This is a genomic window from Nakamurella alba (assembly GCF_009707545.1).
GTDB classification, from domain to species: Bacteria; Actinomycetota; Actinomycetes; order Mycobacteriales; family Nakamurellaceae; genus Nakamurella; species Nakamurella alba.
Genome location: NZ_WLYK01000002.1, coordinates 1 through 14,602 on the forward strand (window position 1 = coordinate 1; position 14,602 = coordinate 14,602).

At 71.5% G+C, this 14,602-nt stretch carries 13 protein-coding genes; all 13 read right to left on the reverse strand.

What is annotated here, in order from left to right; all coding sequences use genetic code 11:
* Positions 1 to 674: 674 nt before the first annotated feature.
* The gene (tyrS, locus tag GIS00_RS08655; protein ID WP_322097730.1) at positions 675 to 1,985 is read right to left on the reverse strand and encodes a tyrosine--tRNA ligase; all 1,311 of its coding nucleotides are present in this window, start codon (positions 1,983 to 1,985) and stop codon (positions 675 to 677) included.
* A gap of 5 nt (positions 1,986 to 1,990) precedes the next feature.
* Positions 1,991 to 2,653, reverse strand: a complete 663-nt coding sequence (locus GIS00_RS08660) for a DNA-3-methyladenine glycosylase (protein ID WP_154768069.1) — start codon at positions 2,651 to 2,653, stop codon at positions 1,991 to 1,993.
* A gap of 1 nt (position 2,654) precedes the next feature.
* Entirely contained in the window at positions 2,655 to 4,097 is a 1,443-nt protein-coding gene (argH, locus tag GIS00_RS08665; protein ID WP_154768070.1) for an argininosuccinate lyase, read from the reverse strand.
* A 192-nt stretch (positions 4,098 to 4,289) separates the two neighbouring features.
* Positions 4,290 to 4,817, reverse strand: coding sequence for an arginine repressor (locus GIS00_RS08670; RefSeq protein ID WP_154768071.1), 528 nt, complete (start codon positions 4,815 to 4,817; stop codon positions 4,290 to 4,292).
* 10 nt (positions 4,818 to 4,827) lie between these two features.
* Entirely contained in the window at positions 4,828 to 5,784 is a 957-nt protein-coding gene (gene argF, locus GIS00_RS08675) for an ornithine carbamoyltransferase (RefSeq protein WP_154768072.1), read from the reverse strand.
* On the reverse strand, positions 5,781 to 7,013 hold the full coding sequence (locus GIS00_RS08680) for an acetylornithine transaminase (RefSeq protein ID WP_322097731.1): 1,233 nt from the start codon (positions 7,011 to 7,013) through the stop codon (positions 5,781 to 5,783). The genes argF and GIS00_RS08680 overlap by 4 nt, the downstream gene beginning before the upstream one ends.
* Positions 7,010 to 8,008, reverse strand: coding sequence for an acetylglutamate kinase (gene argB / locus GIS00_RS08685; RefSeq protein WP_154768073.1), 999 nt, complete (start codon positions 8,006 to 8,008; stop codon positions 7,010 to 7,012). The genes GIS00_RS08680 and argB overlap by 4 nt, the downstream gene beginning before the upstream one ends.
* Entirely contained in the window at positions 8,005 to 9,177 is a 1,173-nt protein-coding gene (gene argJ, locus GIS00_RS08690) for a bifunctional glutamate N-acetyltransferase/amino-acid acetyltransferase ArgJ (protein WP_407666805.1), read from the reverse strand. The genes argB and argJ overlap by 4 nt, the downstream gene beginning before the upstream one ends.
* Entirely contained in the window at positions 9,174 to 10,211 is a 1,038-nt protein-coding gene (gene argC / locus GIS00_RS08695; RefSeq protein WP_154768074.1) for an N-acetyl-gamma-glutamyl-phosphate reductase, read from the reverse strand. The genes argJ and argC overlap by 4 nt, the downstream gene beginning before the upstream one ends.
* A gap of 70 nt (positions 10,212 to 10,281) precedes the next feature.
* Positions 10,282 to 11,211, reverse strand: coding sequence for an ABC transporter permease (locus GIS00_RS08700; RefSeq protein ID WP_154768075.1), 930 nt, complete (start codon positions 11,209 to 11,211; stop codon positions 10,282 to 10,284).
* A complete protein-coding gene (locus GIS00_RS08705; protein ID WP_230313348.1) occupies positions 11,211 to 12,074 on the reverse strand; it encodes an ABC transporter permease in 864 nt (287 codons plus the stop codon). The genes GIS00_RS08700 and GIS00_RS08705 overlap by 1 nt, the downstream gene beginning before the upstream one ends.
* Positions 12,074 to 12,889, reverse strand: a complete 816-nt coding sequence (locus GIS00_RS08710; RefSeq protein WP_154768076.1) for an ABC transporter ATP-binding protein — start codon at positions 12,887 to 12,889, stop codon at positions 12,074 to 12,076. Before GIS00_RS08710 ends, GIS00_RS08705 begins: the two co-directional genes overlap by 1 nt.
* A gap of 137 nt (positions 12,890 to 13,026) precedes the next feature.
* A complete protein-coding gene (locus GIS00_RS08715) occupies positions 13,027 to 14,250 on the reverse strand; it encodes an ABC transporter substrate-binding protein (RefSeq protein ID WP_322097733.1) in 1,224 nt (407 codons plus the stop codon).
* Between the last annotated feature and the right edge of the window lie 352 nt (positions 14,251 to 14,602).

Sequence of the window (14,602 nt, forward strand, 5' to 3'; positions counted from 1 at the left end):
CGCCAGCGTTCGTCCTGAGCCAGGATCAAACTCTCCATCGAATGTCATATAACCCCAGCCCACAAAGGGCCGCGATCAACAAAATGAAGAGCACACAACCCCGAAGGGCCATGCGATCACAGGCACAAACAAGCTGACTCGCTCGTAAATGTACCAAAGGAATCCACATACAGAACCAGACACAACGCCTGGCCTGACGAGGAAAAATAAATCAGTTTGGCACTGACTTTCGGTACGCTGTTGAGTTCTCAAAGAACGGACGCGCACCAATCACAGTCTCTCAACCGCTCTTGGGGCAACCCGATCAACGTTACCCGCGGAATCCCGACCCGTCAAACCGGCTCGTGACCCTCCCGCTCGCATCTCTGCGGGCGGCCTCGACCCGGTCCTTGCGGACCCGGTCAGTGGGAGTTGGCACTTCGGTCCGCCCACGCTCTCCGGCCTTCGGACTCTCGTCCCGGCCTCGCGTGTTTCGGTGCTCCGCGGTGCATGGATTAAGTTACGGGCGCGCTACCGGCGAGTCAAATTCCGAGGTCAGGACGGTGACCGTCGGACGTTCCCGCAGGTCGTCGCCTCGCTCCCGGACGGACGTCCGAGAAGCGACTTTCGGTGACCTGGACCACAGGCGGCCGGGGATCACGCCGGGCCCGGTCGGCCCCGTCGACGGCGACGGTTCAGCGCGGGACCCGGGCGCCGGCCACCGACCGGCGACCGCGCCGGACCACCAGGTAGCTCCCGTGCAGCAGGTCCCCGGCAGCCACCGAGTGCTCGGGATCGCCGATCCGCACGTTGTTCACGTACGCGCCGCCCTCGGCGACGGTCCGCCGGGCCTCGGAGTTCGACTTCGCCAGCCCGGTCCCGACGAGCAGCTCGACGATCGTCGGCGCGGTCGAGCCGATGTCGTGCAGACCGGTCTCGGTGAGCGCCGCCGCCAGCGTCGTTTCGTCCACCTCCGCCAGCTCGCCCCGCCCGAACAGCGCGCCGGCAGCGGCGATCGCCGCATCCGTCGCCGCCTGTCCGTGCACCAGGGCGGTCACCTCACCGGCCAGCGCACGCTGCGCCACCCTCGCGTGCGGACGCTCGGCCGTGGCCGCCGCGAGCTCGTCCAGCTCCTCGAGCGGGCGGAAGCTGAACACCCGCAGGTAGCCGTCCACGTCCCGGTCATCGGCGTTGAACCAGAACTGGTAGAAGGCGTATGGGCTGGTCAGCGCCCCGTCGAGCCACACCGTGCCGGACTCCGTCTTGCCGAACTTGGTGCCGTCGGCCTTGGTGATCAGCGGGGTGGCCAGGGCGTGCACCGAGGAGCCGGTCACCTTGCGGATCAGCTCGGTGCCGGAGGTCAGGTTGCCCCACTGGTCGCTGCCGCCGGTCTGCAGGCTGCAGCCGTAGCGGCGGTGCAGCTCGAGGTAGTCCATCCCCTGCAGGATCTGGTAGCTGAACTCGGTGAAGGACAGCCCGTCGTCGCTGCTCAACCGCGCGGCCACGGTCTCCTTCGCCAGCATCCGGCCCATCCGGAAGTGCTTGCCGACGTCACGCAGGAAATCGATGGCCGACAGCGGCGCCGTCCAGTCGAGGTTGTTTACGATCCGGGCGGCGTGCGACCCGCTGAAGTCCAGGTACTTCTCCACCTGCACCCGGATCCGGTCCACCCACTCCGCAACGGTGTCCGCGCTGTTCAGCACCCGCTCCCCGGACATCCGCGGGTCACCGATCAGCCCGGTGGCGCCGCCGACCAGGCCGAGCGGCAGGTGCCCGGCCTCCTGGATCCGCCGCATCGTGAGCAGCTGGACCAGGTTGCCGATGTGCAGGCTCGGCGCGGTCGGGTCGAACCCGGCGTAGAAGGTGATCGGATCGCCGGCCAGCGCCGTGGCCAGCGCGAACTCGTCGGTGGACTGGGCGACGAGGCGGCGGGCGCGCAGGTCGTCCAGCACGGAGGCGGGTGCGACAGGGGTGTCGGCCGTCGGGCCGGGGATCAGGTCGGACACGAGGGTCAGTCTCCCATCGACGAGCTGCCGGTTCGCCGCGGCCTGCGCACCGCGGCGCGGTACGCGCTCACCCCGGGCGCACCGGTGACCCAGAAGCGCCACGGCACCTGCGCCGCCACCGACACCCCGACCCGCGGCCCGGTCGAGAGCGCGTCATCGGCGACCCGGCGGCCGGCCCGCAGCTGCTCCTCGCCGGTCACCAGGTCGTGGCCGTTGGTCGCCGGTCCCCAACCGAGCACGGTGGCCAGGCCGGCCGGCCCACGGGCCAGGTCGGCGGTGCGCCGGACGCCAGGGCGGCGCAGCGCCGCCAGGTCGGACCCGGTCAGCACCTCTCCCCCGCGCAGCAGCACCGCGGAGGCCTCACCCACCGGGCCGGTGACGACGTTGGCGCACCAGTGCATCCCGTAGACGAAGTACAGGTACAGGTGACCGGCCGGCCCGAACATGACGGCGTTGCGCGCGGTGCTCCCGCGGAAGGCGTGCGATGCCGGGTCGTCGGCGCCGGCGTAGGCCTCCACCTCGGTGAGCCGCACCGCGACCGTGGTCGGTCCGCTCCCCGACACCACCACCCGTCCCAGCAGGTCGCGGGCGACGACCTCCGGTGGCCGGGCGAAGAAGGCCCTGGTCAGCCGGCGTCCGGATCCGGGTGGAAGTTCCGGACCGGTCATGTCAGCGGGCCGTCCGGCTCCGCACCCACTCGCGGTCCGTGGTGATCCGGGTCCGCAGCAGGTCGAGCTGCTCGGCGACCCGCACCGGCGCGGTACCGCCCACCCCGTCCCGGGCGGCGAGTGCGCCCTCGACGGTGAGCACCCGGCGCACCTCCGGGGTCAGCGCGGCGTCGATGCCGGCGAACTCCGCATCGGTGAGCTGGTCCAGGGTGCGGTCGGTGGACTCGGCCAGGGATACGCACTCCCCCGCCGCCTCGTGCGCCACCCGGAACGGAACCCCTTGCTGCACCAGCCATTCCGCGATGTCGGTGGCCAACGAGAAGCCGGCGGGCGCCATCTCGGCGAGCCTCGCCGTGTGGAAGGTCAGGGTCGCCGTCATCCCGGTCACGGCGGGCAGCAGCACCTCGAGCTGAGTGACCGAGTCGATCAGCGGCTCCTTGTCCTCCTGCAGGTCACGGTTGTAGGCCAGCGGGAGACCCTTGAGCGTCGCGAGCAGGCCGGCCAGGTTGCCGATCAGCCGGCCGGCCTTGCCGCGTGCCAGCTCGGCGATGTCCGGGTTCTTCTTCTGCGGCATGATCGACGACCCGGTGGAGAAGGAGTCGTGCAGCTTCACATACCCGAATTCGGCGGTGGAGAAGACGATGACCTCCTCGGCCCACCGCGACAGATCGACCGCGAGCATCGCCAGCACGAAGGCCAGTTCGGCGGCGAAATCCCGGGCCGAGGTGCCGTCGATCGAGTTGGCGGTCGGCCGGTCCAGCCCCAGGTCCTTCGCCACCGCCTCCGGATCGAGGTGCAGCGACGACCCCGCCAGCGCACCGGAGCCGTAGGGCGACACGGCCGCCCGCCGGTCCCAGTCCCGGATCCGGTCGACGTCGCGGACCAGCGCCTGCGCGTGCGCGGCGAGGTGGTGGGCCAGCAGCACCGGCTGGGCGTGCTGGAAATGGGTGCGCCCGGGCATCGCCGCGCCCGGGTGGGCATCGGCCTGGGCGAGCAGCGCGTCCTGCAGGTCGAGCACCTTGTCGGCGATCCGGGCGGCGCCGTCCCGCAGGTACAGCCGGTAGAGGGTGGCGACCTGGTCGTTCCGCGACCGTCCGGCGCGCAGCTTCCCGCCGAGCTCGGTCCCGGCCCGCTCCAGCAGGCCGCGCTCGAGCGCGGTGTGCACGTCCTCGTCACCGGGGACCGGGCCGAAGCTGCCGGCGGCGACATCGGCGAGCAGCCGGTCGAGCGCGTCGAGCATCCCGGTCAGCTCGTCGTCGGAGAGCAGGCCGGCCCGGTGCAGGACCCGGGCGTGGGCCTTCGAACCGGCGATGTCGTACGGCGCGAGCACCCAGTCGAACTGGGTGCTGCGGGACAGCTCGACCATCTCGGGGGCCGGTCCGCCGCTGAAGCGCCCGCCCCACAGGGCGAGCCCGGGGGCGGTTCCGGAGGCGGGATCGGTCATGAGGTGCGGTACTCCTTCCGGCCACCGGCGGCTGCCGGTGACCCCTGCGGTGGTGCTCTGCGGTCCGGTCCGGGTGGGTCTGCGCGGACGCCGTCGGTCCGGCGGTCATCCTGTCAGGGATCCCGCGCGGATCCGGACCGGGCCTTCGGGTGGGAACGATCGCCCCGGGTCGGCGGGCGGGAGCGGTCCGGGTCAGCCGGAGGTCGGCGACACCCCGCCGGCCAGCCGGGCACCGAGCTCGGCGCCGGACAGCCCGTCCCGGGCGACGACCAGGATGGTGTCGTCGCCGGCGATGGTGCCGACCACGTCGGCCAGCGCGGCACGGTCGATGGCCGACGCCAGGAACTGCGCCGCACCCGGCGGGGTGCGCAGCACCGCCAGGTTGCCCGAGGAGGCATGGGACAACAGCAGTTCGCCCAGCAGCCGGTCCAGCCGGGAGGTACCCCCGGCCATCGGCCGCGGCGCGCCGTCCTCCGGGATCACGTAGCGTCCCGGCCCGCCGTCCACCCCGCGCAGCTTGACCGCGCCGAGCTCCTCCAGGTCGCGGGACAGCGTCGCCTGGGTGACCGCCACACCGTTACCGGCCAGCAGTGCAAGCAGTTCCGGCTGCGAGTGCACCGACCCGGCCTGCACCAGCGACACGATCAGCCCGTGCCGGGCCGCCTTGGTCGCGGGCACGGCACGCGGGCCGTCCGCGGAGGTCGCCGGCGTCGCGGGCATCCGGGGCCGCTCAGCCGCCGGCCGGCACGTGCACCGGGTCCGAGTGCTCGACGAGGTAGACCAGCAGGGCCTTCTGGGCGTGCAGCCGGTTCTCGGCCTCGTCCCACACCGCCGACGCCGGCCCGTCGATCACCTCGTCGGTGATCTCCCAGCCGCGGTGCGCGGGCAGGCAGTGCAGCACGATCGCGCCGGAGTCGGCGTGCGCCAGCAGCCCGGCGTTGACCTGGTACGGCCGGAACGGCCCGACGCGGTCCAGTCCGTCGTTCTCCTGGCCCATCGAGGTCCAGGTGTCGGTGACCAGCACGTCGGCACCGCTGACCGCGGCGACCGGATCGGTGATCAGCTCGACCGAACCGCCGGTGAGCCCGGCGCGGGTCTTGGCGTCGAGCAGGATCTGCGGGTCCGGGACGAATCCCTCCGGGGACGAGACCCGCACGTGCAGACCGGCGTTCGCGCCGCCGAGCATCAGCGAGTGGGCCATGTTGTTGGCGCCGTCGCCCAGGTAGGTGAGGGTGACGCCGGCCAGCCGGCCGAGTCGCTCGCGGATGGTCTGCAGGTCGGCCAGCACCTGGCAGGGGTGGAACTCGTCGGTCAGCGCGTTGATCACCGGGACCGACGACGTGCTGGCCAGGGCGTCGATCCGCCGCTGCGCGAAGGTGCGGATCGCCACCGCGTCGACGTACCGGGACAGCACCCGGGAGGTGTCCTCGATGGTCTCCTCGCGGCCCAGCTGCGACGTGCGGCCGTCGACGATGATCGGCTGGCCGCCCAACTGCGAGATGCCGACCTCGAAGGACAGCCGGGTCCGCGTCGAGTTCTTCTCGAACAGCACCGCGACGCTCTTGCGCTCCAGCGGGCGGGCCGCGGTGCGGTTCCGCTTGTACAGGTCGGCGAGGTCGAGGACCTCGATCAGCTCGGCCGGCGACAGGTCGTCGTCGCGGAGGTAGTGCCTGATCGTGCCGGTCATGCGGAGTTCTCCTTGGTGGTCGACGCGGTGTCGAGAATCCCGGGCAGGGCGGTGACGAACGAGTCGGCCTGCTCGGTGGTGAGGATCAGCGGCGGGGCGAGCCGTAGGACGTCGGCGGCCGGGGCGTTGACCACGAAACCCGCGTCCCGGGCGGCGAGGGACGCCGCCGCGGACACCGGCTCGGTGAGCACCACGCCCAGCAGCAGGCCGGCGCCGCGGACGTGCGAGACCAGCGGATGGCCGAGGTCCTCGATGCCGTGCGCCAGGTGCTTGCCGAGGGCGTCGACGTGCTCCAGCAGGTGCTCGGACTCGATCGTGGACAGCACGGCCAGTGCCGCCGCCGCGCACACCGGGTTGCCGGCGAAGGTGGAACCGTGCTGCCCGGGCTCGAGAAGCTCTGCGGCACGGCCGATCCCGAGGACCGCTCCAATGGGCAGACCGCCGCCGAGCCCCTTCGCCATGGTGATCACGTCGGGCCGGATACCGGCCCGCTGGTGGGCGAACCAGGTACCGGTGCGGCCGATGCCGGTCTGCACCTCGTCCAGCACCAGCAGCGTCCCGGCGGCCTCGGTGATCTCCCGGGCGGCGGCCAGGTAACCGTCCGGGGCGGGCAGCACACCGGCCTCGCCGAGGATCGGCTCCAGGAACACCGCGGCGACGGTCTCGTCGACCGCGCTGCGCAGGGCCTCGACGTCCCCGTACGGGATGAACTCGACGCCGGCCGGCATCGGTTCGAACGGGGCCCGCTTGCCCGGCTGCCCGGTGAGCGCCAGCGCGCCCATGGTCCGGCCGTGGAAGGCCTGCTCGCAGGCGATGATCCGGGGACGTCCGGTGCGTCGGGCGATCTTGAAGGCGGCCTCGTTGGCCTCCGCGCCGGAGTTGCAGAAGAGCACCCGTCCGTCGGCGTCGGCGCCGGCGATGTGCCGGAGTTGCTCCGCCAACTCGATGACCGTCGGGTGGGTGAAGAAGTTCGAGACGTGGCCGAGGGTGGCGACCTGGGTGCTGACCGCCTCGACGATCGCCGGGTGGGCATGGCCCAGGGCGTTCACCGCGATGCCACCGAGCAGGTCCAGGTACTCCTTGCCGTCGGCGTCCACCACCACCGCGCCGGATCCGGAGACCAGCTCGATGTCCGGGGTACCGAAGTTGCGCATCAGCGCGGAGGACCAGCGGCGGACCGCGTCCTCGTTCGTGTGGGTGGGTCCGGGCGCTGTCGCCTGCGTGCTCACTGCTCCTCCTCCTGGTCTTGTGACGGGTCCTGGTGTGCGGTCACGGGTGGTGCGGGAACGGGTGTCGGGGTCGCTGCCAGGGTCGCTTCCAGGCTGGGCACGACCATGGTGCCGATGCCCTCGGTGGTGGCCAGCTCGAGCAGCACGGCGTGCGGCACCCGGCCGTCGATCACGTGCGCGCCGGAGATCCCGCCGCGCACCGCGCGCAGGCAGCCCTCCATCTTGGGCACCATGCCGGATTCCAGCCGGGGCAGCATCTCCTCGAGCGCGTCGACCGAGATCTTCGACAGCAGCGAGGACCGGTCCGGCCAGTCCGCGTAGAGGCCCTCGACGTCGGTGAGCATCACCAGCCGCCGGGCACCCAGCGCGATGGCCAGTGCGGCGGCGGCGGTGTCGGCATTGACGTTGTGCACCACGCCGTCCGCGTCGGGCGCGACGGTGGAGACCACCGGGATGCGGCCGGCGGCCAGCAGGTCGAGCACCGCAGCCGGGTTGACCTCGACGACGTCGCCGACCAGCCCGATGTCGGTGGGTACGCCGTCCACCTCGACGGTGCGGCGGGCGGCGGTGAACAGCCCGGCGTCCTCGCCGGACATGCCGACCGCGTACGGGCCGTGGGAGTTGATGAGCCCCACCAGCTCCCGGCCGACCTGACCGACCAGCACCATCCGGACGACGTCCATCGTCTCCGGGGTGGTGACGCGGAAACCGCCTTTGAACTCGCCCTGCATGCCGAGTCGCTGCAGCATGGCGGAGATCTGCGGCCCGCCGCCGTGCACGACCACCGGCCGCAGGCCGACGGTCCGCAGGAACACCATGTCCTCGGCGAAGGCGCGCTTCAGGTTCTCGTCGGTCATCGCGTTGCCGCCGTACTTGACGACGACCAGCGCGCCGGCGAACTGCTGCAACCAGGGCAGCGCGTCGGCCAGCACCTGCGCCCGGGCGGCGGCCGCACCCAGCTCCCGGACGTCCCGGGTGACGGTGCCGGCGCTCATGTCGAGTACGCCGAGTTCTCGTGCACGTAGGCGTGCGAGAGATCGTTGGTGTACACGGTGGCCGTCTCGGTGCCGGCGTGCAGGTCGATGGTCACCGACACCGCGCGACCGGACAGGTCCACCAGGCCGCGGTCCTCGCCGGTGGCGCCGCCACGGCAGATCCACACCCCGTTGATCGCCACGTCGATGGCGTCGGCGTCGAAGGCGGCGACGTCCTCCGGCACGGTGCCGACCGCGGCCAGGATCCGGCCCCAGTTCGGGTCCTGCCCGAAGAAGGCGGTCTTGACCAGGTTGTTCCGGGCGACCGACCGGCCGACGGCGACCGCCGCGTCCTCGGAACCGGCGTGCCGCACCTCGATCGCGATCTCCTTGGTCGCGCCCTCGGCGTCCGCCATCAGCTGCCGGGCGAGGTCCTGGCAGACCCGGGTGACGGCGGTGGTCAGCGCCGCGGACTCCGGCGTCACGGCGGAGGCACCGGAGGCCAGCAGCAGCACCGTGTCGTTGGTCGACATCGCACCGTCGGAGTCCAGCCGGTCGAACGAGACCCGGGTCGCCGCACGCAGTGCCGCGTCCAGGTCGGCCGGCTCGGCGACCGCGTCGGTGGTCAGCACGACCAGCATGGTGGCCAGGCCGGGGGCGAGCATGCCGGCACCCTTGGCCATGCCGCCGACGGTGAAGCCGCCGACCGAGACCTGCGCCGTCTTCGGCACCGAGTCGGTGGTCATGATCGCCACCGCGGCGTCCGCCCCGCCATCGGCACCGTCGGCGCCCAGGCCGGCTACGGCAGCGGTGACTCCCGGTAGCAGCAGTTGCATCGGCAGCCGCTCACCGATCAGTCCGGTCGAGGCCACCGCGACCCGTTGCGGGTCGATGTCCAGCGCCTCGGCGAGACGCTCTGCGGTGGCGACGGTGTCGGCGTAGCCGGCGGCGCCGGTGCAGGCATTGGCGCCGCCGGAGTTGAGCACCACCGCGGACAGCGCGCCGTCGGCGACGACCTCGCGGCACCAGCGCACCGGCGCGGCGAACACCCGGTTGGAGGTGAACACCCCGGCCGCCGCGGTCAGCGGGCCGTCGTTGACCACCAGTGCGAGATCCGGCTTGCCGGAGGCCTTCAGCCCGGCGGTGACCCCGGCCGCCCGGAACCCGAGCGGGGCCGTCACGCCGGTCACGGCGCGAGCCCGACGGTGCCGAGACCGGTGGTCTCCGGGAGCCCGAGCGCCAGGTTCAGGCACTGCACGGCCGCGCCCCCGGTGCCCTTGGTGAGGTTATCGACCGCGGAGACGACGATCAGCCGGCCGGCCGCCTCGTCCACCGCGACCTGCAGCAGCAACGTGTTGGCGCCCGCCACCGCGGCGGTCGACGGCCACCGCCCCTCGGCCAGCAGGTGCACGAAAGGCTCATCGCCGTAGGCCTTCTCGTAAGCAGCCCGGACCTGGGCGACGTCGACCCCGGGCCGCACCGGCGCGGAGACGGTGGCCAGGATGCCGCGCGACATCGGCGCCAGCATCGGGGTGAACGACACGGTCACCGGACCGCCCGCGGCGGCGCCGAGGTTCTGCTGCATCTCCGGGGTGTGCCGATGCAAGCCGCCGACGCCGTAGGGGCTCATCGAGCCCATCACCTCGGAACCGAGCAGGTGCGGCTTGAGCGACTTGCCGGCGCCGGACGTCCCGGACGCGGCGACGACCACCACCTCGGGATCGACCAGGCCGGCGGCCAACGCCGGCGCCATGGCCAGCGAGGCCGCGGTCGGGTAGCAGCCGGGCACGGCGATCCGCCGCGCTCCCCGCAACTGCTCCCGGGCACCGGGCAGCTCCGGCATCCCGTACGGCCACGATCCCGGGTGCTCCCCGCCGTAGAACCTCTCCCACGCCGCCGGGTCGGTCAGCCGGTGATCGGCACCGCAGTCGATGACCACCGTCTCCGCCGGGAGCTGCGCGGCCAGCGCGTGCGAGTGGCCGTGCGGCAGCGCGAGGAAGACGACGTCGTGCCCGGCGAGCACCTCGACGGTGGTGTCCTGCAGCACGCGGTCGGCCAGCGGCCACAGGTGCGGCTGATGGTCGGCCAGCGTGTCACCGACGCTGGAATGTGCCGTCAGGGCACCGATCTCGACGTGCGGGTGGCCGAGCAGCAGCCGGAGGATCTCTCCTCCGGCGTAGCCACTGGCACCGGCGACGGCGACGCGGAAGGTCTGCTCGCTCATGATGTGCACGACTATACGTCATGCCGCATGTTCATTCATCCACCCGGCCCGGCGGGGCGGCAGGCAGGGATCAGCCGGTCTTGCCGGCGTTCGGTCCCCACTTCGCCAGCACCGCGGTCTCCACGACGGACGCCACCAGATAGGCGACGATCGAGGCGATGACCGCGAGCGCCACGATGGTCCACACGCCGCCGTAGTTCGCCTTGCCCTTGTACTCGGAGATGATGCCGCCGAGGCCGGTGAAGCCGGACAGCCACTCGCCGAGCATGGCACCGACCACCGCACCGGGGACGGAGATACGGATCGAGGCGAACAGGTACGGCAGCGAGGTGGGCAGCCGGACCTTGGTCAGCGCCATCCACTTCGACCCGCCGTTGACCTTGATCAGGTCGAGCGAGGACGGGGACACCGAACGCAGGCCGAGCACCATGTTCACCAGCGCCGGGAAGAGCACGACGATGGCCGCGATGACGGCGATGCCGACGGTGCCCTTGCCGGTGATCAGCAGCAGCACCGGCGCGATGGCGACCAGCGGGACCGAGCGCAGCAGCATCGCGATCGGCATGAAGGCGAACTCGATCGGCTTGAGCAGGATGAAGGCGCAGGCGATGCCGATGGCGACCACCATGCCGACCACGAACCCGACCAGCGCGTGCCAGAGCGTGACGCCGAGCGCGCCGAAGGACGCGGCGCGGGCGTCGGCCGCGGTCAGTGAGGTGGGCCGGACGCCCTTCTCCGGGGTCGCCGAGAACAGGTAGCTCCAGACGTCACCGGGGGTCTTGCCGAAGGCCCGCGGCACGTCGAACAGCTGCAGCAGCACCGTCCACAGCACGCCGAGCACGATCAGCGAGAGCACCAGGATCATCAGTGCGCGCAGCACCTGGCGGCCGACCGCCTTGGCCGCGGTCCCGGCGGACACCCGGACGGTGACCGGCGCCGCGGCGGATCCGCCGGACCCGCCGGCCGGGGATACCGGGGTGGTGGGCGTGACCGTCGACATCAGGCACCTCCGGGGGCGGCCTGGCCCGAGGACCAGGGCGTGATGATCCTGCCGATCAGACCGATGACGAAATAGGCGATGCCGGCGATGGCGCCGGAGATCAGCGCCAGGTACCACAGCCGCGGAGCGTCGGCGTTGAACTGGGCGGCGGTCAGCGCCTTGCCCAGCGAGCTCTCCCCGCCCGACCCCAGGTACTCGGCGAGCACGGCGCCCAGGAAGGCGGCCGGGGCGGCGATCTTCAGCGCGTTGAGCAGGTTGGGCAGGGCGGCGATCAGCTGCACCTTGCGCAGCGCGGTGAACTTGCTGCCGCCGTAGGCGCGGATCACGTCGAGCGAGGTGCGCGGCGCCGCCCGCAGGCCGAGCAGCGCGCCGACCACGGTGGTGAAGAAGCAGCCGAGCGCGGCCAGGGCGACCGAGGCGGCGTCCGGGGCGTCCCGGCCGGCCACGATGATGATGATCGGGCCGATGGCGACGGTCGGCAGACAGTAGGTGACGATGGCGATCTGGTTGACCAGTTCCTCCAGCGGCGGGATCAGCATCACCACGGCCGCCAGCACGATCGCCAGCAGGTTGCCCCACAGGTAGCCGGTGCCGGCGGAGGCGATGGTGCCGCTGACGTTGTTCCAGGTGCTCTGCCAGACGGACCCGTCGAAGAACAGGGCGATGACCGACGGCGGGGTCGGGATCGCGTGGCTGTCCTGGAACAACACGAGCGAGGCGATCCACCAGATCGCCACGATGACCACCACCCCGGCGGTCGCCCCCATCCAGGCGGGCATCGCGTCGATCCGCTCGGACAGCCGTGGCGAGCTCGCCGGGGACGTGGGCGGCGGTGCCTCCTGGTCCGTGACCGCCGCGCTCATCAGTGGTCGTCCCCCGCGCCGTGCCCGAACAGGATCTCGGAGAGCCGGTCGGCGTAGGCGTGGAACTCGGGCGTGCGCATCATGTCCGGGTGCCGCGGGCGGGGCAGGTCGATGGTCACCGTCTCGACCACACGACCGGGGCGCGCACTCATCACGGCGACCACGTCGGACAGGAACACCGCCTCCGAGATGCCGTGGGTGACCATCAGTGTGGTGGCCGGCTTCTCGGTCCAGATGCGGAGCAGCTCGACGTTCAGCCGCTGGCGGGTCATGTCGTCGAGGGCACCGAACGGCTCGTCCAGCAGCATCACCGACGGCTTGACGACGAGGCAGCGGGCGATGGCCACCCGCTGTCGCATGCCGCCGGAGAGCTGTGCGGGCTTGGCGTTCTCGAAACCGGTGAGGCCGACCAGCTTGATCAGGTCCTCGACCAGGCCCGGCTCGGGCTTCAGGCCGGCGACCTCGAGCGGCAGCCGGATGTTCGCGGTGACCGACCGCCACGGCAGCAGGGCCGCGTCCTGGAAGGCGATGCCCAGCTCGTGCTGGCGCTGCATGTCCTGGGTCGACATGCCGTTGACCAGAGCCGTTCCGGCGGTGGGGGTCTCGAGACCGGCGAGGATGCGCAGGATGGTCGACTTGCCGCAGCCGGACGGGCCGAGCAGGGACAGGAACGACCCCTTCTCGGTGGTCAGGTCGGTGTTGTCCAGGGCCACCACGGTCTTCCGGCCGAGGGTGAACTTCTTGGTGAGTCCACGGATCTCGATGCCGGTGGCGAAACGGGAGCCGGTCTCGGTCGCGTCGGGGGCGGTGGTCATGGCACTCCAGTCGGGTCCAGATGGCGCGGTGTCCGGGTGGCGCGGTGTCCGGGTGATGCGGTGCTTCTGTTCTTCCGGTGGTACCGGGACGGACCGGGCGCTCCGGCGGTCTGCCGGGGCGCCCGGTCCCGGGCGGATCAGCCGACGATGAGGTCGGGGTACTCCGCGTAGACCTCTTCCAGCAGCGACAGGTCGAACAGCTGGTCGGTGGTGACGTCGGTGATGCCGACGGCCACCAGCGCCTCGCCGATCTGGCCCATCAGCGTGTCGCTGATGGTGAACAGACCATTGGTCTTCGTCTCGTCGCTGACCACCAGGGTGTTCTGCGCCTCGGCCTGCTCGGTCTGGCCGGGGATGTCCAGACCCAGGTCGGACCCGTAGGTCTCGACCGCCAGCTTCGCCGAACCGGCCGGGTCGGCGACCGCGTCGTTCCAGCCCTTGATCTCGGCCCAGAGGAACGCCTTCAGCATGTCGCGCTTGGAGGTGATCGTCTCCTCGGTGACGGTGAAGGTCTCCGCGGTCAGCGGCAGACCGTTGTCGGCGAAGGACAGGGTGACCGGGGTCTTGCCGTCGGCCTTGACGATGAACGGCTCGTTGGTCAGGTACGCCATGAAACCGTCGACCTCACCGGCGGTCAGCGGCGTGGGCTCGAAGCCCACGGCCACCTGCTCCAGCTCGGAGGCATCGATCCCGTTGGCGGACAGGAAGCCGGCGAAGATCGACTGGTTGGTACCGGTCTGGATGCCGATCTTCTTGCCCTTGAGGTCCTCGGGCGTGCGGATCGGCTTGCCCTCCTCCAGGGACAGGATGCAGAAGGGGTTCTTCTGGAAGGTGGAGCCGATGATCTTCAACGGGGCACCCTGCTCGCTGACCAGGCGCGCGGTGGCGTCCGGCGCGGACAGGCCGATGTCGACCGAGTTGGCGAACACCAGGGCGTCGGCCGAGTCGACCGGACCGGAGACCAGGTCGACCTTCTCGAAGCCGGCCTGGGTGTAGTAGCCCTTCGAGTCGGCGAAGAACTCACCCGCGAACTCGATGTTCTTGATCCAGGACAGCTGCAGGGCGATCGTGCCGTAGGTGCCCGGTGCGACGCTGGGGCCGGCCCCGCCGGTGGCCGAGCCGGTGGCGCTCGCGGTGCCCTCCGACGTCGCCGAGGACATCGAGGTCTCGGCCGAGGCCGAGGTGGAGGTCCCGGCCGAGGATCCGGCGGTGGTGGCGGCCGAACTGCTGGTGGTGGCCGGGGTCTCGTCGGACCCGCAGGCGGCGAGGACACCCGCCGCGGCGGAGAGTCCGGCCGCGCGCATGAAGTTGCGGCGGGTGAAGAGCTGCTGGAGGACGGCGCGCTGGTCTTGCTGGCTCACGGATGAACGCTCCAGGGTGTCGAGGGATCAGGCTGTGCTGTTGACGGCTGCTGCGACGCCGGCCCACCACGGCGGGTCGGGCGTCGGACGGTCGGCGCAGGTCTTCCCCCTCGCCGGCTCCCGCGTGCCGGCGCCGGCCCACGGGCCCGACAGGAGGGAGGAACCCACCCCGGCTGACCTGTGGGCAAGGTAGTGCGGCCGTTCCGGCGAGCCCGTGACGGTTGTGTGACAACCGGGTAAAGACGTTCCTGACCGGTTCCGGCCCGATTCCGACCAGGGGTTTCACCCGCCTACGTGGCCGAAGAATCGGACAGATCGACACGGATCGGTTATGGATCGGGCATCAGCGGCC

Excerpts from the sequence above, each read along its gene's own strand:
- argC (WP_154768074.1), bottom strand. The coding sequence starts at position 10,211 with ATGAGCGAGCAGACCTTCCGCGTCGCCGTCGCCGGTGCCAGTGGCTAC.
- GIS00_RS08710 (WP_154768076.1), bottom strand. The coding sequence starts at position 12,889 with ATGACCACCGCCCCCGACGCGACCGAGACCGGCTCCCGTTTCGCCACC.
- GIS00_RS08705 (WP_230313348.1), bottom strand. The coding sequence starts at position 12,074 with ATGAGCGCGGCGGTCACGGACCAGGAGGCACCGCCGCCCACGTCCCCG.
- GIS00_RS08700 (WP_154768075.1), bottom strand. The coding sequence starts at position 11,211 with ATGTCGACGGTCACGCCCACCACCCCGGTATCCCCGGCCGGCGGGTCC.
- GIS00_RS08670 (WP_154768071.1), bottom strand. The coding sequence starts at position 4,817 with ATGCCCGCGACGCCGGCGACCTCCGCGGACGGCCCGCGTGCCGTGCCC.
- GIS00_RS08660 (WP_154768069.1), bottom strand. The coding sequence starts at position 2,653 with ATGACCGGTCCGGAACTTCCACCCGGATCCGGACGCCGGCTGACCAGG.
- argF (WP_154768072.1), bottom strand. The coding sequence starts at position 5,784 with ATGACCGGCACGATCAGGCACTACCTCCGCGACGACGACCTGTCGCCG.
- argH (WP_154768070.1), bottom strand. The coding sequence starts at position 4,097 with ATGACCGATCCCGCCTCCGGAACCGCCCCCGGGCTCGCCCTGTGGGGC.
- argB (WP_154768073.1), bottom strand. The coding sequence starts at position 8,008 with ATGAGCGCCGGCACCGTCACCCGGGACGTCCGGGAGCTGGGTGCGGCC.